26 protein-coding genes are annotated in these 23,257 nt (G+C 64.5%); 9 read left to right on the top strand and 17 right to left on the bottom strand.

Translation table 11 applies throughout. The features are described from left to right. Positions 1–131: 131 nt before the first annotated feature. The 8 genes from D0Z70_RS14900 to mscL all read right to left on the bottom strand — a co-directional run bounded on the left by D0Z70_RS14900 (position 132) and on the right by mscL (position 7,264). Positions 132–830 carry an N-acetylmuramoyl-L-alanine amidase gene (locus D0Z70_RS14900; RefSeq protein ID WP_119747904.1) on the bottom strand — a complete coding sequence of 233 codons (699 nt, stop codon included), beginning with the start codon at positions 828–830 and terminating at the stop codon, positions 132–134. Between the two features lie 99 nt (positions 831–929). Continuing rightward, positions 930–1,808, bottom strand: coding sequence for a CheR family methyltransferase (locus tag D0Z70_RS14895; RefSeq protein ID WP_119747803.1), 879 nt, complete (start codon positions 1,806–1,808; stop codon positions 930–932). Next, positions 1,808–2,890, bottom strand: a complete 1,083-nt coding sequence (locus tag D0Z70_RS14890; protein WP_119747800.1) for a chemotaxis protein CheB — start codon at positions 2,888–2,890, stop codon at positions 1,808–1,810. Before D0Z70_RS14890 ends, D0Z70_RS14895 begins: the two co-directional genes overlap by 1 nt. Before the next feature lie 72 nt (positions 2,891–2,962). Next, positions 2,963–3,328, bottom strand: coding sequence for a response regulator (locus D0Z70_RS14885; protein WP_006958812.1), 366 nt, complete (start codon positions 3,326–3,328; stop codon positions 2,963–2,965). Between the two features lie 114 nt (positions 3,329–3,442). After that, positions 3,443–3,880 (bottom strand): chemotaxis protein CheW, encoded by a 438-nt coding sequence (locus tag D0Z70_RS14880; RefSeq protein ID WP_119747798.1) that lies wholly within the window; start codon positions 3,878–3,880, stop codon positions 3,443–3,445. Positions 3,881–3,884: 4 nt separating this feature from the next. Beyond that, positions 3,885–6,287 (bottom strand): chemotaxis protein CheA, encoded by a 2,403-nt coding sequence (locus tag D0Z70_RS14875; protein ID WP_119747902.1) that lies wholly within the window; start codon positions 6,285–6,287, stop codon positions 3,885–3,887. A gap of 131 nt (positions 6,288–6,418) precedes the next feature. Beyond that, complete coding sequence (locus tag D0Z70_RS14870; protein ID WP_119747796.1) at positions 6,419–6,688, bottom strand: hypothetical protein; 270 nt, start codon at positions 6,686–6,688, stop codon at positions 6,419–6,421. Between the two features lie 144 nt (positions 6,689–6,832). Continuing rightward, entirely contained in the window at positions 6,833–7,264 is a 432-nt protein-coding gene (gene mscL, locus D0Z70_RS14865) for a large conductance mechanosensitive channel protein MscL (protein WP_119747794.1), read from the bottom strand. A gap of 101 nt (positions 7,265–7,365) precedes the next feature. Here mscL and D0Z70_RS14860 point away from each other — a divergent pair, with 101 nt between their 5' ends. From D0Z70_RS14860 to D0Z70_RS14845, 4 genes are read left to right on the top strand one after another with little or no spacing between them, the layout of a single operon-like run. After that, positions 7,366–7,968, top strand: coding sequence for a LemA family protein (locus D0Z70_RS14860; protein ID WP_119747792.1), 603 nt, complete (start codon positions 7,366–7,368; stop codon positions 7,966–7,968). 1 nt (position 7,969) lies between these two features. Continuing rightward, the gene (locus D0Z70_RS14855) at positions 7,970–8,761 is read left to right on the top strand and encodes a TPM domain-containing protein (RefSeq protein ID WP_119747790.1); all 792 of its coding nucleotides are present in this window, start codon (positions 7,970–7,972) and stop codon (positions 8,759–8,761) included. Then, positions 8,761–9,438 carry a TPM domain-containing protein gene (locus D0Z70_RS14850; RefSeq protein ID WP_119747788.1) on the top strand — a complete coding sequence of 226 codons (678 nt, stop codon included), beginning with the start codon at positions 8,761–8,763 and terminating at the stop codon, positions 9,436–9,438. The genes D0Z70_RS14855 and D0Z70_RS14850 overlap by 1 nt, the downstream gene beginning before the upstream one ends. Beyond that, positions 9,435–9,965, top strand: coding sequence for an NUDIX hydrolase (locus tag D0Z70_RS14845; protein WP_119747786.1), 531 nt, complete (start codon positions 9,435–9,437; stop codon positions 9,963–9,965). Before D0Z70_RS14850 ends, D0Z70_RS14845 begins: the two co-directional genes overlap by 4 nt. A gap of 4 nt (positions 9,966–9,969) precedes the next feature. Here D0Z70_RS14845 and D0Z70_RS14840 read toward each other — a convergent pair whose 3' ends face one another. Further along, positions 9,970–10,428 carry a DUF6456 domain-containing protein gene (locus D0Z70_RS14840; RefSeq protein WP_119747784.1) on the bottom strand — a complete coding sequence of 153 codons (459 nt, stop codon included), beginning with the start codon at positions 10,426–10,428 and terminating at the stop codon, positions 9,970–9,972. 103 nt (positions 10,429–10,531) lie between these two features. Here D0Z70_RS14840 and D0Z70_RS14835 point away from each other — a divergent pair, with 103 nt between their 5' ends. Together D0Z70_RS14835 and D0Z70_RS14830 are read left to right on the top strand one after the other, a co-directional pair. Continuing rightward, positions 10,532–11,095, top strand: a complete 564-nt coding sequence (locus tag D0Z70_RS14835; RefSeq protein WP_119747782.1) for a helix-turn-helix domain-containing protein — start codon at positions 10,532–10,534, stop codon at positions 11,093–11,095. A 58-nt stretch (positions 11,096–11,153) separates the two neighbouring features. Then, positions 11,154–12,329: a glycosyltransferase gene (locus tag D0Z70_RS14830; protein ID WP_119747780.1), complete on the top strand. Its 1,176-nt coding sequence runs from the start codon at positions 11,154–11,156 to the stop codon at positions 12,327–12,329. A gap of 104 nt (positions 12,330–12,433) precedes the next feature. Here the strand turns inward: D0Z70_RS14830 and D0Z70_RS14825 are convergent, their stop codons facing one another. Beyond that, a complete protein-coding gene (locus D0Z70_RS14825) occupies positions 12,434–14,050 on the bottom strand; it encodes a molybdopterin oxidoreductase family protein (RefSeq protein ID WP_119747778.1) in 1,617 nt (538 codons plus the stop codon). Positions 14,051–14,157: 107 nt separating this feature from the next. Between D0Z70_RS14825 and modA the strand changes: the two genes are divergently transcribed. Next, a complete protein-coding gene (modA, locus tag D0Z70_RS14820) occupies positions 14,158–14,925 on the top strand; it encodes a molybdate ABC transporter substrate-binding protein (protein ID WP_119747776.1) in 768 nt (255 codons plus the stop codon). Between the two features lie 2 nt (positions 14,926–14,927). On the opposite strand, the gene D0Z70_RS14815 is transcribed toward modA, so the two are convergent. The 7 genes from D0Z70_RS14815 to thiS all read right to left on the bottom strand — a co-directional run bounded on the left by D0Z70_RS14815 (position 14,928) and on the right by thiS (position 22,098). Further along, complete coding sequence (locus D0Z70_RS14815) at positions 14,928–16,208, bottom strand: capsule biosynthesis protein (RefSeq protein WP_119747774.1); 1,281 nt, start codon at positions 16,206–16,208, stop codon at positions 14,928–14,930. Continuing rightward, on the bottom strand, positions 16,201–17,715 hold the full coding sequence (locus tag D0Z70_RS14810) for a capsular polysaccharide export protein, LipB/KpsS family (RefSeq protein ID WP_119747772.1): 1,515 nt from the start codon (positions 17,713–17,715) through the stop codon (positions 16,201–16,203). The genes D0Z70_RS14815 and D0Z70_RS14810 overlap by 8 nt, the downstream gene beginning before the upstream one ends. 37 nt (positions 17,716–17,752) lie before the next feature. Continuing rightward, on the bottom strand, positions 17,753–19,048 hold the full coding sequence (locus D0Z70_RS14805) for a glycosyltransferase family 4 protein (protein ID WP_119747770.1): 1,296 nt from the start codon (positions 19,046–19,048) through the stop codon (positions 17,753–17,755). Between the two features lie 54 nt (positions 19,049–19,102). After that, entirely contained in the window at positions 19,103–19,543 is a 441-nt protein-coding gene (locus D0Z70_RS14800; RefSeq protein ID WP_119747768.1) for an HIT family protein, read from the bottom strand. Between the two features lie 7 nt (positions 19,544–19,550). Continuing rightward, entirely contained in the window at positions 19,551–20,210 is a 660-nt protein-coding gene (locus D0Z70_RS14795) for a CoA transferase subunit B (protein ID WP_239018936.1), read from the bottom strand. Next, positions 20,210–20,920, bottom strand: coding sequence for a CoA transferase subunit A (locus D0Z70_RS14790; protein WP_119747766.1), 711 nt, complete (start codon positions 20,918–20,920; stop codon positions 20,210–20,212). The genes D0Z70_RS14795 and D0Z70_RS14790 overlap by 1 nt, the downstream gene beginning before the upstream one ends. 176 nt (positions 20,921–21,096) lie before the next feature. Further along, positions 21,097–22,098: a sulfur carrier protein ThiS gene (thiS, locus tag D0Z70_RS14785; protein ID WP_119747764.1), complete on the bottom strand. Its 1,002-nt coding sequence runs from the start codon at positions 22,096–22,098 to the stop codon at positions 21,097–21,099. Positions 22,099–22,222: 124 nt separating this feature from the next. Between thiS and aroQ the strand changes: the two genes are divergently transcribed. Both aroQ and accB read left to right on the top strand, forming a co-directional pair. Then, positions 22,223–22,663, top strand: a complete 441-nt coding sequence (aroQ, locus tag D0Z70_RS14780; RefSeq protein WP_119747762.1) for a type II 3-dehydroquinate dehydratase — start codon at positions 22,223–22,225, stop codon at positions 22,661–22,663. 107 nt (positions 22,664–22,770) lie between these two features. Next, on the top strand, positions 22,771–23,247 hold the full coding sequence (gene accB / locus D0Z70_RS14775; protein ID WP_119747760.1) for an acetyl-CoA carboxylase biotin carboxyl carrier protein: 477 nt from the start codon (positions 22,771–22,773) through the stop codon (positions 23,245–23,247). Positions 23,248–23,257: the final 10 nt, after the last annotated feature.

Raw genomic sequence — 23,257 nt, 5'->3', positions numbered from 1 at the left:
TCCGTCACGCTATAATATTGATAGAGAACCGCACCGGCCCACACCCCCACCCGGCCACCCACAGAATATCCTGATTGGGCGGCCGGGTGGGGGTGTGGGCCGGTGCGGCCTTCCACGTCAGTGGACAAAAACTATTCATCACCCCTGGGCTTGGGCAGCAGCAAGGCCAGCAGGATGGCGCGACATTCGCCGCAAATCACCCCGTCGATCAGTTCGGGACGAAAGCGCCGCTGGAACGCCACGACTGCCGCCTGCGGGTCGGCAATGTCATAGCCAAACCGTTCGAGCGCCAGCATGAAACCGCCATCGGTCCAGTGCGGGTCCATCAGATTCTTGGTCGGGCGCGGCAGGGCCAGCCGCAACCGCGCCAGTTGCGCCCAGGGAAACAGCTCGCCCGGATCCTGCTTGCGCGCCGGGGCAATGTCGCTGTGGCCGACGATATTGCCGCGGGTGATCCGGTGCCGCTGGACGATGTCATGCACCAGCGGGATCAGCGAACTCATCTGGGTTTGCGGAAAGGGCCGATAGCCCCATTCATGCCCCGGATTGACGATTTCTATGCCGATGCTGGCGCTGTTGATGTCATCCACCCCGCGCCAGTGCGATCGCCCCGCGTGCCAGGCGCGCTTGGCTTCATCGACCATGCGGATGATCTGGCCATCCTCGGTCACGACATAATGGGCGGAGACTTTGGATTCGGGATTGGCCAGCCAGTTGATCGCGCTCGCCGCGTCCGGCATCCCGGTATAATGCAACACCAGCATCGAGACCGGCAGGCTGCGCTCGTCGAAATTGGGCGACGGCGTTTCGATCATCGGCAGCTCGTTCATCATGCCCTTTCGGCCCGCCCGTGCAGTCGCGCAGCCTGGGCGTGACAATGGCGCAGGCAAGCGCGGCAATCAAGCGTGGTTAAGCGCCGGGTCGGCGACTCATCCGGCGCGCCGCACCCGTCCGATCGCGCCTTCGGGCAGGGCCGCCTGCCGCGCATAGCCGCCGCGAAATTCGGGATGGGCGGTAAAATCATCGCCCTGCCCGATCACGGTTTCCCCCGCACCCAGCAGCAATATCGACCCGGCATGGCTGTGCCTGGCGAGCAGGGACAGCACTGCCTGCCGCCGTTCCGGGGTGAAATAGAGCAGGACGTTGCGGCACAGCAGCAGGTCGTAGGCACCGGTCGGTGCCTTGGCATCGAACAGATTGTCGTGGCGGAAATCAATCATGCGTCGCAATTCGGGGCTGGCGCGCCAGTCCTCGCCCGACGGCTCAAACCATTTGAGCAGGTCGCCGACCGCCAGCCCGCGTTGCACATCCATTTGCGAAAATATGCCCGATCGCGCCTGATCGATCGCGGCGGTCGAAATATCCGTCGCCAATATTTCGATCCGCCATCCACTCCAGCGCGCCGCGTCATTGCGCAGGCGGATCGCGAGCGAATAGGCTTCCTGTCCGGTCGAACAGCCCGCGCTCCAGATGCGCAGCGTCCGGTCGGTCTTGTCGGCATGAATGGCGGGCAATATCTGCCGATGGATCATGTCGAATATCTGAAGGTCGCGAAAGAAGCTGCTTTCATTGTTGAGCAGTGCATCGACGACTTCCTGCTCCAGCCGCGCGTCCCCCTTGCGCAGCAGCCGGGCGGCCAGTTCGTCCATGTCGGTCAGGCCATGCGCGCGCAGCACCGGCCGCAGCGCGGTTTCCATCCGCCACGCCCGGCCCTCGGACAGGACTTGCCCGGTGCGCGCTTCCAGCAGACCGGACAGGACGCGCGCGGCACCTTGTAAACTGGAGGCAGGCGAAGGGGGCATGACCATCAAACAAGCACCTTTCCGCGCCGGGACACGAAGTCCATAATCGCCAGCGGCTCCATCACGGCGCAGGTCAGGCCTGCCCCCGCGACCGATCCGGGCATCCCCCACACCACGCTGCTGGCTTCATCCTGCGCGACGATCCAGCCGCCAGCCGCGACAATGTCGCGCGCGCCGACCGTGCCGTCGCGACCCATGCCGGTCAGGACAATGCCTGCCGCGCCCGCGCCATAAACCTCCGCCATGCTGGCGAACATCGGATCGACACCGGGCAAATTGCCCGCGGGCGTGCGTTCCGGGTTCAGCGTTACAGTCACCCGGCCATGCAGGCCGCGCCGCAATTGCAGATTAGCGTCGCCCGGCGCGACATAGACGGTGTCGGCCATCAACAGATCGCCGGTCTCTGCAACCTTGACCCGCAGGCTCGTCATGCGCGCCAGTTGCTGCGCGAAATAGACGGTGAAGCTGGCGGGCAGATGCTGGGTCAGCAGCACTGGCACGCCCAGCGGCGCGGTGAGACCCTCAAACAACTGACTGAGCGCATGAATGCCACCGGTCGACGCGCCGATACCCAGGCAGGCAAGCGGCTGCGCGGCAGGCTGGACGACAAGTGGCGCAAGCGGGCGCTGCGGCGGCGATGGCGCGGGACGGTCGGTGAACAGACGGTTCAAACGCTCAATCAGCGTCTGGGGGAAATGTTCGCCAAAACTGCCGCTGCCCGGCTTCGACAAAATGTCGCTGGCACCCAGCGCCAGTGCCTCGATGGCAGCCGCGCTGCCCTCCTCGCACTTGCCCGACAGGATCGCGACCTTGACGTCGGGATTGGCCCGCAGGATCGCGGGCAGCGCCGCAAGCCCGCTTTGGCCGGGCAATTCGATGTCGAGCAATACCAGATCAACATCATGCCCCACCAGATAGAACATCGCCTGTTCGGCGCTGTTCGTCTTGTGGACCACGGCATAGGCCGGATCGGCATTGAGAATGCGTTCGATAACGGTGCGGACGACGACCGAATCGTCAACGACCAGCGTGCGAACCGACTTGGGTTCGCTCCTGTGACTGGTCATGATCGGCGCGATGAAGGTCATCACGGGACTTTCTGCACGAAAGATGAAGGAAAGGTCGGAATTCTCCCAAGGATGAGGACTGTGTCCCGCCCGCTAGATCACCCCGACGATGACCAGCTTGCTTTCCAGCGTTTCCCGGTCAAACGGCTTCATCACATATTCGTCGGCCCCGGCCTCTACGGCCGCCTTGATATGGCCAATGCCATTTTCGGTGGTGCAGAAGATGATCTTGGGCCGCGCCGTCATCTTCGCGCTCGACAGCGCCTGCAGAAACTCCATCCCGCTCATCACCGGCATATTCCAGTCGAGCAGGACGACATCGGGGGCGGACGCTTCGCACTGGGTCAGCGCGTCCTGACCATCCACCGCTTCGCTGACCGTCAGGTCGAGCGATTCAAGGATATGGCGCGCCACCTTGCGGATGACCTTTGAGTCGTCAACGACCAGGCAATTCTTCATGAGGCGTCCCTTTGGTTTTTGCGTCCCGGATCAAGGCTTAACCGGCAAAGCCGAGGAATTGGTAAACAAGAGAAGGATGATCTTTCGGTTGGTCGCATATTTGGTTGTGTGCGCTTACGCCGCCTGCGCCAGCGCCCCACCCTCGATGAAGGCGGCAAGCGACACCAGCAGCCAGGGATGGCCTTCATGCTCCACGATCGCGCGCGCATAGGGTGCCCAGGCCGGGCCGATCTGGCCACGCAGGGGCAGTTCGCCTTCCGGCACACGGCAAATGTCAGTGACGCCATCGACCATCAGGCCATAGCTGTGGCCGCTAATGTCAGCGATGATGGCCAGCCCTCGCTCCACCCGTGGGCTGGCGATGCCGTGGATCAGCGCCGCTACGTCGATGATGGTCAGCACCCGGCTGCGCAACGCGGACAGCCCGGCGATATGCGCGCCCATGCCCGGCACGGGCGATATCTCGCTCAGGCGGACGACGGCCTCGACCTCGCTCGTCTCGACCGCGATGCGCGTGCCAGCCAGCGTGGCGAAAAGATAGAGTCTGTCCATGGCCTTACCCCACTCCTCCGGCCATCTGGCCCCCGGCGATCGCCGCCATCAGTGCGTCCTGATCATAGCGATAGATGCTGCTGTCCTGCGGTCCCGCCGCGCGTGGCGTGGCGCGCAGATGGACGATGCGGCATCCGATCATCCCGGCCATGACGCCCGCCGTCTGCGCGGCGTCGTGACCGGTCAGCAACAGCACGTCGCGCGGATCGACCGCTGCATCATCAGGCAGGCCCATCACCACCTCCTGCCCCGCCTGACGCAGCAGCGGCGCCAATATGTCGCGGGTCCAGCCATCGTCGCTGTCGGCCAGCAGGCAGCGCCCCCGCGCCCGTTCGACAATGCCACCATCGGGCAGGCTGGCGAACAGCGCAAAGGGATTGATCACTTCCAGATGCTCGCCGTCGATCACCGCGACGCCGCTGATATGGCCATGCATCGCCACCATGTCCGGCACTATCGGCATCTGGACAATGTCCAGCACGGCCGCGACCGGATAGCAGGCTTCCACCGAACCATCGCGCAGGCGCAGCGCGGACACCTTGTCGCGCCCGAAATCGGTCAGGCCATTGGCGACCGGCACCAGCCGCCCGTCGAGCCGGACAAAGGCGTTGCCGCCCGACCGGCCGAACAGCGACGCATCAATATCCTCGACCCGCTCGATCAGCGAAAGTTGCAGCAGGCGGCGTTCGCCCGAACATTCCTCGAACCGCAGCGCCGCGACCATCTCGACCCTGCTTTGCGCATCGGCCTCCTGGTCCGATTGCCGCGCGGGACGGTCGTCGATCATCGTCGGCAGTCTGGCGGCGCTGGCGATGCCCGCCGCATCGAGCAGCAGCATCGGCTTGCCATTGTCGGGCAGGGTCATGCCCGCATAGACGCCCGACGCCATGACCAGCGGGGAGGCTGGACGGATCACCAGTTCCTCATGATTGTCGACCGCCGACACCCCCATGGCAAAGGGTACGCCGGTCGCCGAACGCACCACCATGATGGCGCGCGGCCCGGCCTCGACCGGCTTGTCCATGCCCAGCACATCTTCCAGATCGATCATCGAATGGCGCAGGCCACGGATCGTCGCGATCTTGGCCCCGGCAATTTCGCTGATCTGGAGCGTGTCATTATTGTCGTGCAGAATTTCGACCACCGCCGCGCGCGGGATCGCGAAATGCAGGCCACCTGCGCGGATGATCAGGCCGGGGATGATGGTCAGCGTCAGCGGCACCCGCAAGGTGATGCACAGGCAGCGCCCCGGATGATTGTCCAGCGCAATGAGCCCACCGATCCGCTCCACATTGGCGCGCACCACATCCATGCCGACGCCGCGCCCGGAAATTGACGTCACCTGATTGGCGGTGGACAGACCGGCCTGGAAAATCAGCTCCAGCCTGTCCGTCTCGCTCATGCGGGCGGCGGCTTCCGGGGTCAGGCGACCCGCGGCAATCGCCTTTTCCACCAGCCGCGCCGTGTCGATGCCTGCGCCGTCGTCGGTGATGACGATGACGATCTGGTTGCCCGATTGACGCGCTTCCAGCCGCAGCGAACCTGTCTCCGGCTTGCCCGCCGCGCGGCGCCTTTCAGGGGTTTCGATGCCATGGTCGATGCTGTTGCGCACGATATGGGTGAGCGGGTCGACGACCATCTCCACCATCTCGCGGTCCATCTCGACATCGCCACCTTCTAGGGTCAGGTCGATCCGCTTGCCCAGATCCCGGCCCAGGTCGCGCACCATGCGCGGGATCGCGGCAAACAGCCGGTCGACCCGCTGCATCCGCGTCTTGCTGATCACGTCGCGCATGTCAGCCACGCAGGTCGACAGCCGCTCGAACACTGTGTCCAGCTCAGTGTCGACCGAGCGTTCGCGCAGCTTGCGCGACAATTCGTTGCGCGCCAGCACCATGTCCGACACGCCGTTCATCAGTTGGTCGATCAGGCTGAGGGGCAGGCGAATGGTGCGGGGACCGGACTGGCTGCCCTGCCGTGCTACCGCGACGGGCGCAGCGGCATGGCCATGCTCCACCTCCACCGTCAGAGCCGCGTCGGCTGGCGTGGTCAACGCGGCGATCAGAAATTCGTCATTCTCATTGGGCAACGCCGCGCCCATCGCCACCGCCTCGGCCAGTTCGCCGATCCGGTCCATCAGGCCCAGCACCGCGCTGACCGTCGAGGGATCAGCGACGCGCTTGCCCGCGCGAATGTCGGACAGCACATCTTCGGCCGCGTGGCTCAGCCGCTCGAACCGGGGCAGGTTCAGGAAGCCGCAGCTGCCCTTGACCGTGTGGAAAAAGCGGAAGATCGCGTCCAGCCGGTCCCGGTCAGACGGGTCGGCTTCCCAGGCGACGACTTCGCCTGCCAGCGCCTCCAGCGTTTCCTGGGTCTCGGAGATGAATTCCTGTAATAGTTCGTCCATGCCCATGGTCCCACGGATGCGCGCAAAGGGCACCATGGCGGGACGTGGTTAAGAGCGGGTTAAAGCGCAAACAAAAGGGGCGCCGCGATCCACTCGCAACGCCCCTTCCGGTTTTAATCTCAGAAAAGCGCTTATTGCTGCTTTTCGACCGCATCCTCGGCCTTGTCGCCCGCTTCGCGCGTGGCTTCAGCCTTGTTTTCCAGCGCGTCAGCGGCGTTTTCAGCCGCATTTTCGGCGCTGCCGGTCAGATTGTCTGCCATGGCTTCCATATTGTCAGCCTGATTGTCGATCGCATCCGCCTTGTTTTCGTACGCATTCTCGACCTGATTTTCCTTGGCGGAATCGCACGCGGCGAGGGCGACAAGGCTGGCAAGGCCAAGGATTTTGACGAAGGTTTTCACGGCGTTTTCTCCTGTTGCGCCCCCTGGGGCAGACGGCATTGTTCAACGGGCGGAAACGGCCTCAGCCGCTCCCAACCCTGACCGCGATCAACCGGTCACGCCGCCGATGGTTCCCGACAACCGCTCCGTTCGTCGCATAGTCCCTTATTTTTGCAGCGAATCGCGAATCTCGCGCAGCAGGACGATGTCCTCCGGCGTCGCGGCAGGTGCCTCCGGCTCAGGCTTCACCATCACGCGGTTGACCGCCTTGATCAGCAGGAAGATGGCGAAGGCCAATATGACGAAATTGACCATCACCGTCAGAAACTGGCCCCAGCCGAACATGGCGACGCCAGCGGCCTTCAGATCGGCATAGCTTTGCGGATTGCCCTTATAGTCGGCGGGCAGATCACCCAGCCGGATAAAATAGCCCGAAAAATCCGCCCCGCCGAACAGATAGCCCACCACCGGCATGATCAGATCATCGGTCAGCGACTTTGTGATGGTGGCAAACGCCCCGCCGATGATGACGCCGACCGCCAGGTCGATCACATTGCCGCGATTGATGAAGGTCTTGAATTCGCTGATCAGTCCCATGTCCGCCTCTTGTCCAGCCAAAGATAATCACTGGATGGCCCGTTGCGCCAGGCAGGACAACCGCCTATTTCGTGACGCAGATAATAGCTTGAGGATCTTCCATGACGCTCCTGCGCCGCTTTGCCCCTTTCCTGCTGCCGCTGCTGGGGGTTTTCGCCCTGTCCGCCTGCGGCATCAACAGCGTCCCCACGGCCGAGGAAGAGGCCAAGGCCAAATGGGCCGACGTCCAGGCGCAATATCAGCGCCGCTCCAATCTGGTCGGCAACCTCGTCGCCACGGTGAAGGCGGCTGGCAAGCAGGAGCAGGACACGCTGGTCCGCGTTACCGAAGCGCGCGCCAAGGCCACATCGGTGCAAGTCAATGCAGAGGATCTGTCCGATCCGGCCAAGGTCGCCCAGTTCCAAGCCGCGCAGGCCCAGCTGAGCCAGGGGCTTGGCCGCCTGCTCGCCTCGGTAGAGGCCTATCCAGACCTCAAGACCAACGCCAATTTCCTGAACCTGCAATCGCAGCTGGAAGGCACGGAAAACCGCATAGCCGTCGCCATCCGCGACTATAATGAAGCGGTGCGCGCCTATAACACCCGCATCCGCACCTTCCCCGACGCGATCGGCGCCAAGATCATCCACGGTGCCAAGCCCATGACCCCGTTCCAGGCAACAACGCCCGGCGCGGAAGAAGCGCCAAAGGTCGATTTCGGCAATTGACGTGATCCGCCGCCTGCTGCTCCTCCTCGCGCTGCTGGCCTTTGTGCCGGCAGCGCAGGCCCAGTCTTTCCCCAAGCTGACCGGCCGGGTGGTGGACGATGCCGCCCTGCTGTCCCCGGCGCAGGAACAGGCGCTGACCGACAAGCTGGCTGCTTTGGAAACGCAAAGCGGGCGGCAGTTGGTGGTCGCGACCATCCCCGATCTTCAGGGCTATGACATAGCCGACTATGGCTATCGGCTGGGGCGCGAATGGGGGATTGGCGACAAGGCGAAGAATGACGGCGCACTGCTGATCGTCGCGCCCAATGAGCGCAAGATACGGATCGAGGTCGGCTATGGCATGGAAGGCCTGCTGACCGACGCGCAGTCGTCCCAGATCATCCGCGACGCCATCACCCCGCGCTTCAAGGCAGGCGACATGCCCGGCGGCATCGACGCGGGCGTGGCAGAAATCGGCACGATCATGACCCTGCCTCCGCAAGAGGCCAAGGCCCGCGCGGCGGCGGCGGAAGCGGCTGCGCGCAAGGGATCGGGCGGTAATGTCAGCGGCATGGCGATGATCTGGGTCATCATCATGGTCGTTGCCTTCATCGCGCTGGCATCGCGTCGACGCGGCACGGGCAAACGCTATCGCAGCGGTTCGGGCGCGCCGATCATCCTGTGGGGACCGGGCGATTCCGACTGGGGCGGTGGTGGCGGCGGCTGGGGTGGCGGCGGCTTTGGCGGCGGCGGTGGTGGATTTTCGGGTGGCGGCGGCAGCTTCGGCGGCGGCGGCGCGTCGGGGGACTGGTAATGCAGCTTCATCTTTCAGCAGCCGACCACGCCCTCGTGTCCGCCGCCGTGGCGGAGGCCGAGGCGCAGACATCGGGCGAGATCGTGACGATCGTGACGCGCCGGTCGGACGCCTATCATGATGTCGGGCTGCACTGGGCAATCGCGGCAGTGTTCATTGCTCTATCTGTGGCAGCGGCCTTTCCAGAGCATCTGCGCCATCTCCTGTCCGCCCTGCTGCGCGACTGGGAGCATGAGCTGGCCGACTGGAAATTGCTGACCGGGCTGCTCGGCCTGCTGATCCTGAAATTCGTGGTTGTCCGCTATCTGCTCGCCATCCCGGCGCTGCGCATGTGGATGACGCCGCGCGCGACACGGGCGCGGCGGGTGCGACGACGCGCGATCCTGCTGTTCCGCACCGCCGCCGAAGCGCGCACCCATGGCCGGACCGGCGTATTGATCTACCTCTCGCTCGACGAGCATCGCGCCGAAATCGTCGCCGACGCCGCGATCAATGGCAAGGTCGCACCGGAAGAATGGGGCGCGGCGATGGCGGCCTTGATCGACGCCATTCGCGACGGTCGCGCGGGCGAAGGGCTGGCGCAGGCGGTAAGGCAGGTCGGCATCGTGCTGGCCGCCCATTTCCCGCGCGCCGATGACGATATCAACGAACTTCCCGACAGGCTGATCGAATTATGAGCGAACAGGATGCGTCTGCGCCTGAAGAAGTCATGTGGGCCGGACGCTTCATCACCGCGAAACGGCGCGGCAAGTGGGAATATGTCAGCCGCGCGCGGGGCATCAAGGCGGCGGTCATTCTGGCAATCGATGACGGGCATGTGCTGCTGGTCGATCAATATCGCGTGCCGCTGGGCAAGCGCTGCATCGAACTGCCCGCCGGGCTGGTCGGCGATCATGACGCAGACGAGGACGCCAGTATCGCCGCCAGCCGCGAGCTGGAGGAGGAAACCGGCTATCGCGCCGCCCGCCTCGAATCGCTGGGTGAATTTTTCAGCTCGCCCGGCATGGTCGCGGAAAGCTTCACCCTGTTCCGCGCCCATGATCTGGAAAAAACCGGCGATGGCGGCGGCGTCGATGGCGAGGATATCCACGTCCACCGCGTGCCGCTGGCCGGGCTGGAGCGCCAAGTCACCGCCTGGCGCGAAGAAGGCTATGCCATCGACGTCAAGCTGCTGTTGCTACTGGGCGCTGGCATGATCGGCTGACGGGTCACGCGACCCGATACCATCCCGCCACCCGATCGAGCGCCAGTGTCAGCACGAGCTTGCCCGCGCGGCTCGGCCAGCCCAGCGCCCGTTCCGCCGCGACCAGCCCTTCGCCAGCACACACCACCCGCCATAATATATCCGCCAGCCCCGGCCCCGCCGCGCTGATCGCCCCGTCGAAGCGTTCGCGCGCCGACAATTGCATCAGCGTCGGGTCCGGCTGTCGCCCCGGCATGGCCCGCCCGCCCGCGCGCGGTGCCGCGTCCCAGCGCATCGTGATCCGCGCGCCCAGCCCCGCTTTCTCCCAGTCGGTGCGCAGCCGGTCGCCCGCGACATAATGCCGCTCGCTCAGATGCCCACGCGCATGAAGCCAGGCGAGCGGCGATTCGCCGATATGGACCAGCACGGTCTGATGGCGGCTATGGGGGTCCTCGATCGTCTGTTCGATATGGGTGGCGGTCATGCGGACTTCTCCTTTTGACGATGGGGAATCGGGAAATCAGCCTTGCCATGGCGGATAGTTTGTAGGAAAGAGAAAACCAAATAGGTTATTTATCGAGGCAGGTATGATCACCCGCATCCGCGAAGTCCGCAAGGTTAAGGGGCTGACGCTGGAACAGGTCGGCGCGCTGTGCGATCCGCCGACGACCGCCCAGACGATCGGCCGGCTGGAAACCGGCACCCGCACCGTGTCGATCAAATGGCTCAACCGCATCGCGCTGGCGCTCGGCGTCACCAGCGCCGAACTGGTCGCCATGCCGGGGCAGAGCGAGGTGCCGGTCGCCGCGCTGCTGGGGCCGGACGGTGCGCGCGCGCCCACCCGCCCGCTAGCCTTCCCTACCCCCAATGCCGCCGATGGCATGGTCGGCGTCCATGTCAGCGCCAGCATCGGCGACTATCGCAGCGGCGACGCCATCTGGTGCCGTCGTATCGCGCCGGAGGATTTTGGCAGCGCGCTCAACCGCGACATTCTCTTTCCCCGCCCGGCAGGCCGGTTCCTGTTCGGGCGACTAATCGGACGCGAAGGGAACCGGTTGCAGCTGCTGCCGCTGGGTTCCGGCGCGCGCCAGCTGGTACTGACCGACCCGCCATGGGCCGCAGTCGCGGAACAGCTCGTCAGACGGCTCTAGCCAAAAAGTCACCAGCCTCTTAACCCAATTGCAAAGGCTGCTGCGCGAAAGAGAGACCATGACGCTCAACGTCCTCATGCTATCGACCCTCTTTCCCGACATCAGCCGCCCGACCTTCGGCGTGTTCGTGGAACGGCAGGCCCGCGAACTGGCGAGCCGCCGGGAAGCGAGCGTCACCGTCATCGCGCCGGTCGGCCTGCCGCCATGGCCGCTCGCCCTCGCCCCGCGCTACGCCCCGCTACGCGCGCTGCCGCGTCGGGAAAAATGGCGCGAACTGACCGTCTATCGCCCTACCTTCCCGATCATCCCCAAATTTGGCGGACGTACCAATGTGTGGACCATGACCCGCGCCATCCTGCCGCTGGTCAAGCGGTTGCACGCGGAAAAACCATTCGATGTGATCGACGCCAGCTTCTTCTTTCCCGACGGTCCGGTGGCGCAGCGCCTGTCGCGCGCGCTCGGCATCCCCTATTCGGTCAAGGCGCGCGGCGCGGATATCCACCATTGGGGCAGCCAGCGCGGCACCCGCAAGCTGGTGCAGCGAGCCGGTGACGGCGCCGCGGGCCTGCTTGCCGTATCCGACGCCATGCGCCGCTCCATGGTCCGCATGGGGATGGAGCAGGACAAGATCCGCGTCCATTATACCGGGGTCGATCTCGACACGTTCGAAATCGCCGACCGGGCGGAGGCGAAGGCTGCGCTCGATTTTGACGGGCCGGTCATATTGTGCGTGGGTGCGCTTATCCCGCGCAAAGGGCAGGATCTGCTGGTCCGCGCCTTGCCTCTGCTGCCCGACGTCACGTTGCTGCTGGCCGGACAGGGGCAATATCGGCGAACGCTTGAAAATCTGGCGCAGGAACTGGGTGTCGACCGACGGATCGGCTTTCTCGGCTCCGTCCCCCACCATAAATTGCCGCGCATCTTCGCCGCTGCCGATGTGATGGCTTTGCCCTCGGCGTCCGAAGGGCTGGCCAATGCCTGGGTCGAGGCGCTGGCCTGCGGCACCCCGATCGTGATCAGCGATGTCGGTGGCGCGCGCGAATTGCTCGACAGACCGGAAGCCGGGCAGATTGTCGATCGTGATCCCGAAGCCATCGCCGCCGCCATCCGCGCGATATTGGACAATCCGCCCGACCGCGAAGCCGTGCGCGCCGCCGCGCTGCGTTTCACCTGGGCGGCCAATGGCGACGCCCTGCTCGCGCATCTTCAGGACATCGCAGCCACGCCCCGCTGACGGGCTGTCCTACATCGGCCCAGGGCGATAAGATCGCCTGTCGGCATTTCGATAGGATCAGCAACGCGCAACAAAATGTCGCATTTACCGGGAAAAGTGCGAAGTTAAGCGAATCTCGCCCGTCCGTCCGGCGTCGGAAAATGCCCGCCATCGAACGGCACCTCGCCCCAGCGCCACGGCGTCAGCTCGTCATAGGCCGGGTTGGAAATCGGCGCGTGCCGCCGCAGGTTGAGCAAGCGCTCGCCCGCATTGCCATAGGCGGTCAGCCGCGCATGTTCGCGGTAAATGTCGGCGGGTCGCTCATAATGGAAGGCATCGCTCCAGCCCATCGCCTGCGCCACTTTGGTCAGCATCCACCAGTCCGGCCGCGCCTCTCCGGCCAAGGGAAACAGCCGCCGCTGGCGACTGACCAGCCGGTCCATGCCGGTCAGCGTCCCGTCCTTTTCGACCCAGGCGGCAGAGGGCAGCAGGACCGACCAGCCATCGCCCTGCTCCGCCAGCCTGTCCGTCGACCGGATCGCCAGCGGGACCAGGCCTCGCGCCTCGCCCAACCACGCCTCAGCCGCCGGGTCCACGCCGATACTCCACAGCGCCTTGACCTGCCCGTCGCGCATCGCCTGCAGCAGCGCCTCCCCCTCCAGCCCCGGCCCGTCCGCCAGCAACCGCGCGCCCCAGAAGCGGGCGATGCTGGCGCGGGCTTCAGCCGCGAAATCGCGATGGGCGGCCAGACTGTCCGCCACACAACCGGTTTCGCGCGCGCCCATGCCATTGGCCGCGCCAGTCATGGCAAAGGGCGTCGCGCCGGGTCGACCGATCCGTCCGCTGGCGAGATGGAGGTTGATGACCGCAGCGGCCAGATCGGGCCTATCGTCACCACCAAACAGCGTGACGACCCGATCGGTCGCCGCCCATTCCTCGTAAAAGGCCCGGATCGCCGTCGGCGTCAGCCCGGTCGCGCGGGCGATCGACCAGATATCATGCCCCGGTCGCAACCCGTCCCAGAAGCCGTCCGGCACCACGACGCGCCGCGCCAGAAAATCCGCGTCATACCGCCCTTTGTCATGACCATGCAACAGTGCGCCAGCCAGCAAGGACGCAGCACTGCCGGGATTCACGTTCAAACGCAGATCCGCCTCGATCGCACCCCCCTTGCCTGCCAGCAGGACCAGCCGCACACCCGCCTGCCGCGCCGCCTGCACCCGTTCCAGCAAGACCGGATGCGCCATGATGCCATCGCCCACCAGCAGGATCATCGCCGCGCGATCAATATCCTCGTAAGCGGCGGGCATCACATCTTCGCCAAACGCCCTCCGTTGCGCGGCACCGGTCCCGTCGCGCCATGGCGTATGGATATGGGCCGACCCGAAAAAGCCCTTCATCAGCTTGTTGGCGGCATAATAATCCTCGGTCAGCAGGCCGCCACCGACATGCAGCGCGATGCTGCCCGGACCATGGCGGGTCAGGGTGGCCGTCAGCCGCCGCGCGACCTGCGCGATCGCCCGATCCCAGCCAACGGGCCGCCCATCGACCAGCGGCTGGAGCAACCGCCCTTCGAGCGTCATCGCGGCATCGCCCAGCGCCTGCCCCCGATCGCACAGCAGCCCGCCATTGGCCGGGTGCAGCCTGTCGCCCTCTATGATGACGCGACGATCAGTGTCAGTGATCGCGCGGATACCGCAGCCGACGCCGCACTGGCCGCACTGGCTTCTGACGATCGCCATGTCAGCGCGGGTTCCTGATCATGCGACCTCCTCTAGCCGATTGATCCGCGCGACAAAAGCATGGTGCGACGCTTGCATCGCCAATAGGCCGGAGGCAGACAGACGGCATGATCCAACGCTTGCTTTGCGCCATCGCGCTGCTCCTGCTTCTGATCCCCATGGCACAGGCCGCACCGGGTGATCGCGGCCCGCTGGTGCTGGCAGCAGCCAGTATGCAGGAAGCGATGACCGCCGCGGCCGACGCCTGGACCAGGCAAGGCCATGCCCGCCCCGTCCTGTCCTTCGCCGGTTCCTCGGCCCTGGCGCGGCAAATCCGGGCGGGGGCGCCCGCTGACCTGTTCCTGTCCGCGGACGAGGACTGGATGCGCGATGTCGAGCAGGCCGGTTTCGTCCTGCGCGGCACCCGCACCAATATGGTCGGCAACCGGCTGGTGCTGGTGACGCCAAAGGCCAGGCCAGTGCGCCTGCGGATCGGCCGCGCCATGCCGATCGCGCGGGCGCTGGGCAACGGGCGGCTGGCCATGGCCGATCCTGACAGCGTTCCTGCGGGCAAATATGGCAAGGCGGCGCTCACCAGCCTCGGCGTATGGCCCAGCGTCTCTGGCAAAATCGCACGCGGCGACAATGTCCGCGCGGCGCTTGCGCTGGTGGAACGGGGCGAGGTGCCGCTGGGGATCATCTATGCCACCGACGCGCGGGTCGCCAGCGGCGTTGCGATCGTCGGCGCTTTCCCGGCGCGCAGCCATCCGCCGATCCGCTACCCGATCGCGCGCCTGACCAGCAGCAGCCACAAGGACGCCGAAGCGTTCCGCCGCTTTCTGCTCTCGCCATCGGGCAAGGTCATCTTCACCCGCTACGGCTTTACTGCCCCTTGAGGTCAGGGCGCGGTGTTCGATGCGATGAAATCGCTGACCTTGGGCGTGACCAGTTTCAGATGTTGGCGGGCTATTTGCGCCGCCGGCGCTAGTCGATCCGCCGCATTGTCGACCAGCATCTGCAAGCCTTCATCGCTCAACAGGCCACCGCGAATGAGGCAGCGATCGGCCAATACCTGGCGGAACGCAGAATAGAGCGCCATGTCGGGCGGGGCGGGATCAGACCAAAAATCGTCCAGACCCTTCACGCTGACCATGCCGGGCACCTTGTACACTGCATGACCAAGGACCACGACCGGCTTGCCGCTGTTAAGCGCCAGCGTGCCGACCGTGCTGTTGACAGTGACAACGCCAACCGCCTTTTGCACGACTTCGGCGATGTCCCAGTCCGACAGATAATGAATGCGATCCGCCACGCCATAATCGGTCGCCAGCCGCCGGATCAGCCGATCCCAGGCGACCAGGCCGGAATCGAGCGGATGTTGCTTGATGACCAGCAGCACGTCGGCGGGGGCATGATGGGCAAAGCTTTTGATGACGAAACGCAACGCCGCGCGCATGTCCCCAAAGGGCGAGTGGATGCGCAGCTGATAATCGGAATTGAGCTGCAACGGCAGGGTGAAATAGCGCTTCCCTTCCACCTTGGCCCAGGCTTGCGCAGACTGCTGCATATCGCGGCGACGCATCATCAGTTTGCGCGCCCAGGACAGCGATTCCATCAGGAAACTGTGCGGCCTATGGGTGCGGTAAAAGGGGAACAGGGGCCGCAACACGGCCGCGGCAAGGCCGGTGCGCATGGTATTGCGGGCGCGGGTGCTGAAATTGGACGGGATCGTCGGCTGATTCTCGTCGAGCGCGGGCAGGCCCAGCGCCTGGTCGCGATACCATTGCGGGTCGAGTGGCAGGGTGGAATTGCCGTTCACGCCATCGGCCTGAAGTGTCAGGAAATCGGGGCGGATATAGCCTTCCTCCACCACATGGACGCGCAGGTCGCGCAAGCGCGCCATGCCATGCGCGCGCGCATGATAGGGACGGCAATCACCATAGAGGATCAGGTCAGTGACGCCATGGGTAACGATGAAATCGTCAAAGAAGAGCGGCCAGTTGCGGAAGGTGCCGCGATAATCAGTCGCATCTTCGGGCCAGTCGACCTTGTCGCCGCCATTGATGTTGATTCGCAGCGCAGCATGACCCCGCGCCCGCAAAGCCTCGGCCAGCATCGCAAAATAGGGACCATGCGGCCCTTGCAGGAACAGAAACGTCTTTGATGGGCCGTCAGCCATGTAGAAACTCAGCGAACAAGGTCATAAATCGGCGAAACTTCCCCTGTAGCGCCCGCAACGCGATGAGCCAGGTCATCGGCGGCGTCGATCCATCCGCCATGCGGTCCACCATGATTTCCGGACCGCACGGCAACTGCGTTACCGGATCGAGATAGCGAGGATAGAGAATGAGCGCCGCCGCGACAAGCTGATCCACGCTGAGTTGACGCCCGCGCCGTGCGCTGGGCTTGGCCAGATCGCGTGTCAGCCCCCAGCCCGCGTAGAAGGGCATACCGTGGACCGTAACGGAACGGCCGCGCATCAGCGCCTCGAAACCGGTCAGGGAAGAAAGGACATGCAATTCATCAATTGCCTGCACCAGCTCCATCAAGGGCGCGCCGGTGTCGATCGCGTCGGCATGGGCCAGGACGGTCGCGTCAGGCAAATGCCCCTTGCGATGCCCCGCCTGCACGTCGGGATGGGGGCGATAGATAATCCACGCATCCGGTTCGGCCCGGCGCACCCGCATCAGAAAATCGAGATTGCCATCGACCCCAGCCCCGCCCAGCCGCACCGACAGATCGTCATCGACCTGGCCGATCGCCAATACCGTGCGCTTGCCCACCGGCAGGTCGATCATCCGCCCCGCTTCCGGCCCATATTTGGTCACACCGGTCGCGCAGACTTTTTCCCGCAAGCGACGGGCGCGATCGACCAGCGCAGGCGGAAAGTCGTGCGTCGCCAACAGCGTTTCCAGATCATTGGACGCGCGCGCATTATAATAAATGCCGGTGCGATCGACCACGACCGATCCGGGCGGGTGCAGCCCCGCCCCCAGTCCGCGCGATCGCAAAAAGCCGTCCTCCACCCGCGCCAGCGCGACGCCCTGATCCATCGCATCCTGCGGCAATGTGACGGGAACACGCGATGGCCAGACCGCCAGCGCGCCCTTTTCCCGCCGGGCGCGACGCAAGCCCCGGTCGGCGGACAGGAAGGGCGGAGAAGCCATGCCATCCCACAGGAAATGGCGGATCGCGTCGCGCTTCCAGAAGGCCATGCCGCTGGCCGCCACGATCCCGCGATTGCCATCGATATGCCGTCGCCAGTCGGCCAGCTGCGTCACCGCCTGCATCGCATCGACCGGCTGGCCGGTGAAACAGTCGCGGTATCGGGCGGCTGCGATTCGCGCCTTGAGGGAAACGCGCAACTGCGCCGGGTCGATGACCGCATCATCAGGACCGATCACCGGGACGCCAAGCAGGCCTGCGATCAGCGCGATCTCATCATCAGCCTGCGCGCGTATCGACTCCGCTTGCGTAACCAGCGCCCAGGGATCGCGCTCAACGCCCACTCCATCAGATAACGCGCCCCAGAATGTGCCGCCGACCCGCGCCGCTATGATCGCGTCCAGTACATCGTCACCGACCGGCACAGCAGCGTCACCCGCGTCGCGCATCAGGCTGACGGCTGCGAGCGAGGGGGCAATGCCGGGAAAGGGCGGGGACCGCAGGAAGGGCGTGGACATCATGATCGCGGCAAAGTCATGGGCTTACGCCAGTGCAAGGTCAAGAAACAGACGCTGTCACATCTTCAAGCAAGTCGGTCACAATGTCGAAATAGTCGCGCCAGGTCGGCGCGCGCCAGACCGACAGCCGGGCGATCTGCGCCGCACGATTAGGCGAATCCGGCTGACTATAGCTGCGAATCGTCTTCATCCAGCCCAGCCCGTCGAGCGGATCGAGATAATCGGGGGCATCGCCGCCCACTTCGCGATGGGCCATGATGTCGCTGCATATCACCGGGACGCCTGCGGCCAGCGCTTCAATCACCGGCATCCCGAACCCTTCGGCAAAGGAAGGCATCAGCATCGCACGCGCATTGGCGACCAGTGCCTGCATCCGCGTGTCAGACACTTCACCCGCCTCGATCACATGGCCGCTCAGCGCTTCGGCGCGATCGAGCAGGTCGACGACATTCTCATTTTCCCAACCGCGCCGGCCAATCAGCACCAGCACCGGCGCGGCATCGCCCAATTGCTCGACCAGCCTTCGCCAGATGGTCAGCAGCAGCAGGTGATTCTTGCGCGGTTCGATGGTCGAAATATAGACGAAATAGGGCCGGTCGGGCAGCACTTCGCCCCGGCCGCCAAATATGTCGGGGGCGTCTGCGCCGAAATGCGCGACGCGGACGGCGCGCCCCGCCAGCCCGCTCGCCATATGTGGTTCCAGCGCATCGATCGTCGCCTGGCTGTTGCCGATGATGCCGCTGGCGAAGCGGTCGATCGTTTGCACCCGCCGCCGATGTTCGTCCGCGCCCTGCGGCCTGGCATATTCGGGGTGGCTGAGCGGGATCACATCATGCACCAGCGTCACGAATTTCGCGCCCTCGGCGCGCAGGATCGCCCCGACCTGATCGGCATCGTCCAGATGGTGCGGCGACACCTGCAAATAGAGGCGCGGCCCGGTCGCGCGTGGCACCGGGCGGGGGCGCAGGGCGAACATGTGCCGCACCGTCGCGGCCCGGCCCTCACGCGCGTCGGCCACCCCGGCATTGCGCCATTTGGCGGCGGTAAAGGCCAGAAACTGGCGCACGGCAGCGCTATTCAAGCGACCATAATAGCCGCCCGCCGGGTGGACTGCGGCAAAGGACAACCGATCGGGAATTCGCTCCAGCAATTCGCGGGCATAGACATATTCCACCCGGTCGATGCCGGTCGGCGCGGGGTGGAAGGAACGCGACAGCAAGCGCGACAAGTCGAGGATGACCTCGCTCTCACCGCGCTGTCCCTGAAACAGCGGACTGGGCCGCTTTGTCCGGAGCGCCAGCCGCGCACCGGGCACATTGAAGGGACGCAGGCCCATATCAGCGTCCGCCGGCAAAAAGGGGGGCACGCGCCATAAAGCGATGAGGGCGCATCAGAGGTGCGCGCGAATCTCTTGCGCCAGCGCTTTGAGCGCGTCGGCGTCGGCAAACCCGCCCTGCCCATGCGCGGCAAAGCCAGTCGCCTGCCCCGCCCAGCGCGGCACAATATGGACGTGGAGGTGGAACACGGTCTGCCCCGCGGCCGCGCCGTTGAACTGGGCGATATGCAGGCCGTCGGGGTTCAACGCCGCACGGATGGCAGTCGCGACCTTGCGGGTCGTCGCCATCACCTGCGCCAGCGCATCCTCCTCAATCTCCAATATGTTCCGCGCCTTCGACCATTTGGAAATGACCAGCGCATGACCCTTTGACTGGGGCTGGATATCCAGGAAGCAGAGGGTATCGGCATCCTCATAGAGGGTGACCGAAGGGATCTTGCCCGCAAGGATGAGGGCAAAGACATTGCCCTCATCATAAATACCGTCGAGGCTCATGACGCTGTCAGACCAGATAATGGGCGGTGGTCTTGGCGGCGATGTCCTCCGCCGTCACGCCGGGCGCCATTTCAACCAGCTTGAACGGGCTGTCATGGTCGGGGCGCTGGAACACGCACAGGTCGGTGATGATCATGTCGACCACATTCTTGCCGGTCAGCGGCAGGGTGCAGGACGGGATGAATTTGGGATCGCCATTTTTCGACGTATGTTCCATCACGACGATGATCTTCTTGACGCCCGCGACCAGATCCATCGCGCCGCCCATGCCCTTGATCATCTTGCCGGGGATCATCCAGTTGGCGATGTCGCCATTTTCGGCAATCTCCATCGCGCCCAGGACGGTGAGGTCGATATGCCCGCCGCGGATCATGGCAAAGCTGTCGGCCGAGCTGAAATAGGCGGTCTGCGGCAATTCGCTGATCGTCTGCTTGCCCGCATTGATCAGGTCTGCATCCTCTTCGCCCTCGTAGGGGAAAGGGCCGATGCCCAGCATCCCGTTTTCCGACTGGAGCGTCACTTCAACCCCAGCCGGGATATGGTTCGCCACCAAAGTCGGGATACCGATGCCAAGGTTGACGTAGAAACCGTCTTGCAGCTCCTTGGCCGCGCGAGCAGCCATTTCATCACGGGTCCAGCCCTTGGCGATGCCATCATGCGACGTCATTATGCGGCTTCCTTCTGACGAACAGTGCGGAATTCGATCTTCTTGTCATAGGGCGCGCCAATGATCATGCGCTTCACATAGATACCGGGCAGGTGGATCGCATCCGGGTCCAGGCTACCGGTCGGCACCACCTCCTCGACTTCGGCGACGCAGATTTTGGCAGCGGTCGCCATCGGCTGGTTGAAGTTGCGCGCGGTCTTGCGGAAGATCAGGTTGCCGCTCTCGTCCGCCTTCCAGCCTTTGATGACGGCCACATCGGCAAAGATGCCGCGTTCGAGGATATAGTCCTGCCCGTCGAAAGTCTTGACTTCCTTGCCTTCGGCCACGGCAGTCCCAACGCCGGTCTTGGTATAGAAGCCAGGGATGCCCGCCCCGCCAGCGCGGCAGCGTTCTGCCAGCGTCCCCTGCGGACAGAATTCCACCTCCAGCTCGCCCGCCAGATATTGGCGTTCAAATTCCTTATTCTCGCCGACATAGGAGGAGATCATCTTCTTGACCTGCCGGGTGCGGAGCAGCTTGCCCAGCCCCTCGCCGTCGATACCGGCATTGTTGGACGCGATGGTCAGATCCTTGACGCCCGAATCGCGGATCGCGTCGATCAGTCGTTCGGGAATGCCGCACAGGCCAAAGCCACCCGCGCATAAATGCATACCGTCAAAGAGGAGGCCTTCCAGCGCGGACGCGGCATCGGGGTAGAGCTTGTTCACCATCGCTATTCTCCTCCTCAACTTGCCTCAGCCCATAGGCGACAAGATGGGCAATGGTCAATTTGCTGCATGGGCGAAAAGCCACCCTCCGTTCGTTTCGAGCCTGGTCGAGAAACACGGACACCATGCTATCGGCTTCTCAACTTCGCTCGAAGCGCCCGGGGGTAGGTCAAGCCGTGTCAAATAAGGCCTGCCAGCGGACTGGACGGATCGGCGTACATACGCTTGCCCATGCGCCCGGCACGATAGGCCATGCGGCCCGCTTCCACACCCGCCTTCATCGCGGCGGCCATCAGCACCGGGTCTTTCGCTTCGGCGATCGCGGTGTTCATCAGCACGCCGGTACAGCCCAGTTCCATCGCCTGTGCCGCTTCGGACGCAGTGCCGACACCGGCATCCACCAGCACCGGCAATTTGGTGCCTTCGACGATCAGGCGGATGGTGACGCGGTTCTGGATGCCGAGGCCGGATCCGATCGGCGCGCCCAGCGGCATGATCGCCACTGCGCCGACATCCTCCAGCCGCTTGGCCGCAATCGGATCATCGACGCAATAGACCATCGGCTTGAAGCCTTCCTTGGCCAAAATCTCGGTCGCGCGGAGCGTTTCGACCATATCGGGATAGAGGGTCCGCGCTTCGCCGAGCACCTCCAGCTTGACCAGCTCCCAACCGCCCGCCTCGCGCGCCAGCCGCAGCGTGCGGATCGCATCCTCGCCGGTGAAGCAGCCCGCCGTATTGGGCAGATAGGTGATGACCTTGGGGTCGATAAAGTCGGTCAGCATCGGTGCCTTGGGGTCCGACACATTGACGCGGCGCACTGCGACGGTGACGATCTCCGCCCCCGACGCCGCCACCGCCGCCGCATTCTGCTCGAAACTCTTATATTTGCCGGTGCCCACGATCAGGCGCGAGCGGAACGTCTTGCCTGCGACGGACCAGCTGTCGTCGGCCACCGAGGCGACATCGCCACCACCAACAAAATGCACGATTTCCAGCTCGTCGCCATCCTCGACCATGACCTGCGCCAGTGTCGAACGCGGCACGACCTCCAGATTGCGCTCCACCGCCACCTTTTCCGGCACAAAGCCCAGTTCGCTTGCCAATTGGGCCAGTGTCAGCCCGTCGCGCACGCGGCGATGTTCGCCATTGATATGGATGGAAATGGTGCCGTCGACGCTCACGATATGCGGTCCCGTTCATGCAAGATGGAAACGTGTCTCGACTTGGCGCGACACGAAAGGCTAAAGATCGTCGCCGCATATAGGGGCGCTTGTCCCCTGCTCGCAACAACCAAGGGGGATCGCCGTGGCGGAAACGCGCAAAATCTATGTGCTCAACGGTCCCAACCTCAACATGCTGGGGACGCGCGAGCCTGAAATTTACGGCTATGACACGCTGGACGATATTGCCGAGCGGATGGAGGATGCAGCGACCCGCGCCCATGTCGCGATCGATTTTCGCCAGTCCAACCATGAAGGCCATCTGATCGACTGGTTGCAGGAAGCCAATCAGGAGGCTGCCCATGCCGTCATCCTCAACCCCGGCGGGCTGACCCATACGTCGGTCGCGCTGCACGATGCGATCAAGGGCATTACCGTGCCGGTGATCGAGGTTCATCTGTCCAACCCGCACAAGCGTGAGCCATTCCGCCACAAAAGTTATGTCGGCATGGCCGCCAGGGGGACGATCGCAGGCTTTGGGCCGATGTCCTATATGCTCGCGCTGGAAGCTGCGCTGGAACTCTAGCGGCCATTGCGCTGCTTCGGACGAACGCTACAAAGTTGCGCTCTGGCGCAAATCGGCATAGGCGCTGGCCGCAATTATCAAGTCTAGATGCGAAACAAGGGTCAACCATGAACGACAAGCAGGAAAAGGGCGCAATGCAGGTGGATGTCGCGCTGGTGCGTGAACTGGCCGCGCTGCTCGACGATACCCACCTGACCGAGATCGAGGTCGAAGATGGCGATCGCAAGATTCGCGTCGCCCGCAAGGCTGGCGGCGGCGCGCCCATTTATGCGCCATCCTACGCCCCTGCTCCCGCCGCCCCTGTTGCGGCTCCGGTGGCCGCGCCCGCCGCCGAACCGGCAGCCCCTTCGGGCACGATGGTCCGTTCGCCGATCGTCGGCACTGCCTATCTGTCGGCCGAGCCGGGCGCAGCGCCCTTCGCCCGTATCGGCGCGCAGGTCGCCGCTGGCGAGACGGTCCTGATCATCGAGGCGATGAAGGTCATGAACGCGATTGCCGCGCCGACGTCGGGCACGGTCAAGGCCGTGCTGGTCGACAATGGCCAGCCGGTCGAGTTCGACCAGCCGCTGATCGTCATTGAATAAGGCCGCGACA

The sequence above is a fragment of the Sphingobium terrigena genome (assembly GCF_003591655.1).
In the GTDB taxonomy this organism is placed as follows: domain Bacteria; phylum Pseudomonadota; class Alphaproteobacteria; order Sphingomonadales; family Sphingomonadaceae; genus Sphingobium; species Sphingobium terrigena.
This window is presented reverse-complemented; position numbering and strand designations above follow the sequence as displayed.

Bases quoted from the DNA above. Each gene is read 5' to 3' on its own strand.
- D0Z70_RS14900 (WP_119747904.1), bottom strand. From the start codon at position 830: ATGAACGAGCTGCCGATGATCGAAACGCCGTCGCCCAATTTCGACGAG.
- D0Z70_RS14895 (WP_119747803.1), bottom strand. From the start codon at position 1,808: ATGGTCATGCCCCCTTCGCCTGCCTCCAGTTTACAAGGTGCCGCGCGC.
- D0Z70_RS14890 (WP_119747800.1), bottom strand. From the start codon at position 2,890: ATGACCTTCATCGCGCCGATCATGACCAGTCACAGGAGCGAACCCAAG.
- D0Z70_RS14885 (WP_006958812.1), bottom strand. From the start codon at position 3,328: ATGAAGAATTGCCTGGTCGTTGACGACTCAAAGGTCATCCGCAAGGTG.
- D0Z70_RS14880 (WP_119747798.1), bottom strand. From the start codon at position 3,880: ATGGACAGACTCTATCTTTTCGCCACGCTGGCTGGCACGCGCATCGCG.
- D0Z70_RS14875 (WP_119747902.1), bottom strand. From the start codon at position 6,287: ATGGACGAACTATTACAGGAATTCATCTCCGAGACCCAGGAAACGCTG.
- mscL (WP_119747794.1), bottom strand. From the start codon at position 7,264: ATGGGACTGATCAGCGAATTCAAGACCTTCATCAATCGCGGCAATGTG.
- D0Z70_RS14860 (WP_119747792.1), top strand. From the start codon at position 7,366: ATGACGCTCCTGCGCCGCTTTGCCCCTTTCCTGCTGCCGCTGCTGGGG.
- D0Z70_RS14850 (WP_119747788.1), top strand. From the start codon at position 8,761: ATGCAGCTTCATCTTTCAGCAGCCGACCACGCCCTCGTGTCCGCCGCC.
- D0Z70_RS14845 (WP_119747786.1), top strand. From the start codon at position 9,435: ATGAGCGAACAGGATGCGTCTGCGCCTGAAGAAGTCATGTGGGCCGGA.
- D0Z70_RS14840 (WP_119747784.1), bottom strand. From the start codon at position 10,428: ATGACCGCCACCCATATCGAACAGACGATCGAGGACCCCCATAGCCGC.
- D0Z70_RS14835 (WP_119747782.1), top strand. From the start codon at position 10,532: ATGATCACCCGCATCCGCGAAGTCCGCAAGGTTAAGGGGCTGACGCTG.
- D0Z70_RS14830 (WP_119747780.1), top strand. From the start codon at position 11,154: ATGACGCTCAACGTCCTCATGCTATCGACCCTCTTTCCCGACATCAGC.
- D0Z70_RS14825 (WP_119747778.1), bottom strand. From the start codon at position 14,050: ATGGCGATCGTCAGAAGCCAGTGCGGCCAGTGCGGCGTCGGCTGCGGT.
- modA (WP_119747776.1), top strand. From the start codon at position 14,158: ATGATCCAACGCTTGCTTTGCGCCATCGCGCTGCTCCTGCTTCTGATC.
- D0Z70_RS14815 (WP_119747774.1), bottom strand. From the start codon at position 16,208: ATGGCTGACGGCCCATCAAAGACGTTTCTGTTCCTGCAAGGGCCGCAT.
- D0Z70_RS14810 (WP_119747772.1), bottom strand. From the start codon at position 17,715: ATGATGTCCACGCCCTTCCTGCGGTCCCCGCCCTTTCCCGGCATTGCC.
- D0Z70_RS14805 (WP_119747770.1), bottom strand. From the start codon at position 19,048: ATGGGCCTGCGTCCCTTCAATGTGCCCGGTGCGCGGCTGGCGCTCCGG.
- D0Z70_RS14800 (WP_119747768.1), bottom strand. From the start codon at position 19,543: ATGAGCCTCGACGGTATTTATGATGAGGGCAATGTCTTTGCCCTCATC.
- D0Z70_RS14795 (WP_239018936.1), bottom strand. From the start codon at position 20,210: ATGACGTCGCATGATGGCATCGCCAAGGGCTGGACCCGTGATGAAATG.
- D0Z70_RS14790 (WP_119747766.1), bottom strand. From the start codon at position 20,920: ATGGTGAACAAGCTCTACCCCGATGCCGCGTCCGCGCTGGAAGGCCTC.
- accB (WP_119747760.1), top strand. From the start codon at position 22,771: ATGAACGACAAGCAGGAAAAGGGCGCAATGCAGGTGGATGTCGCGCTG.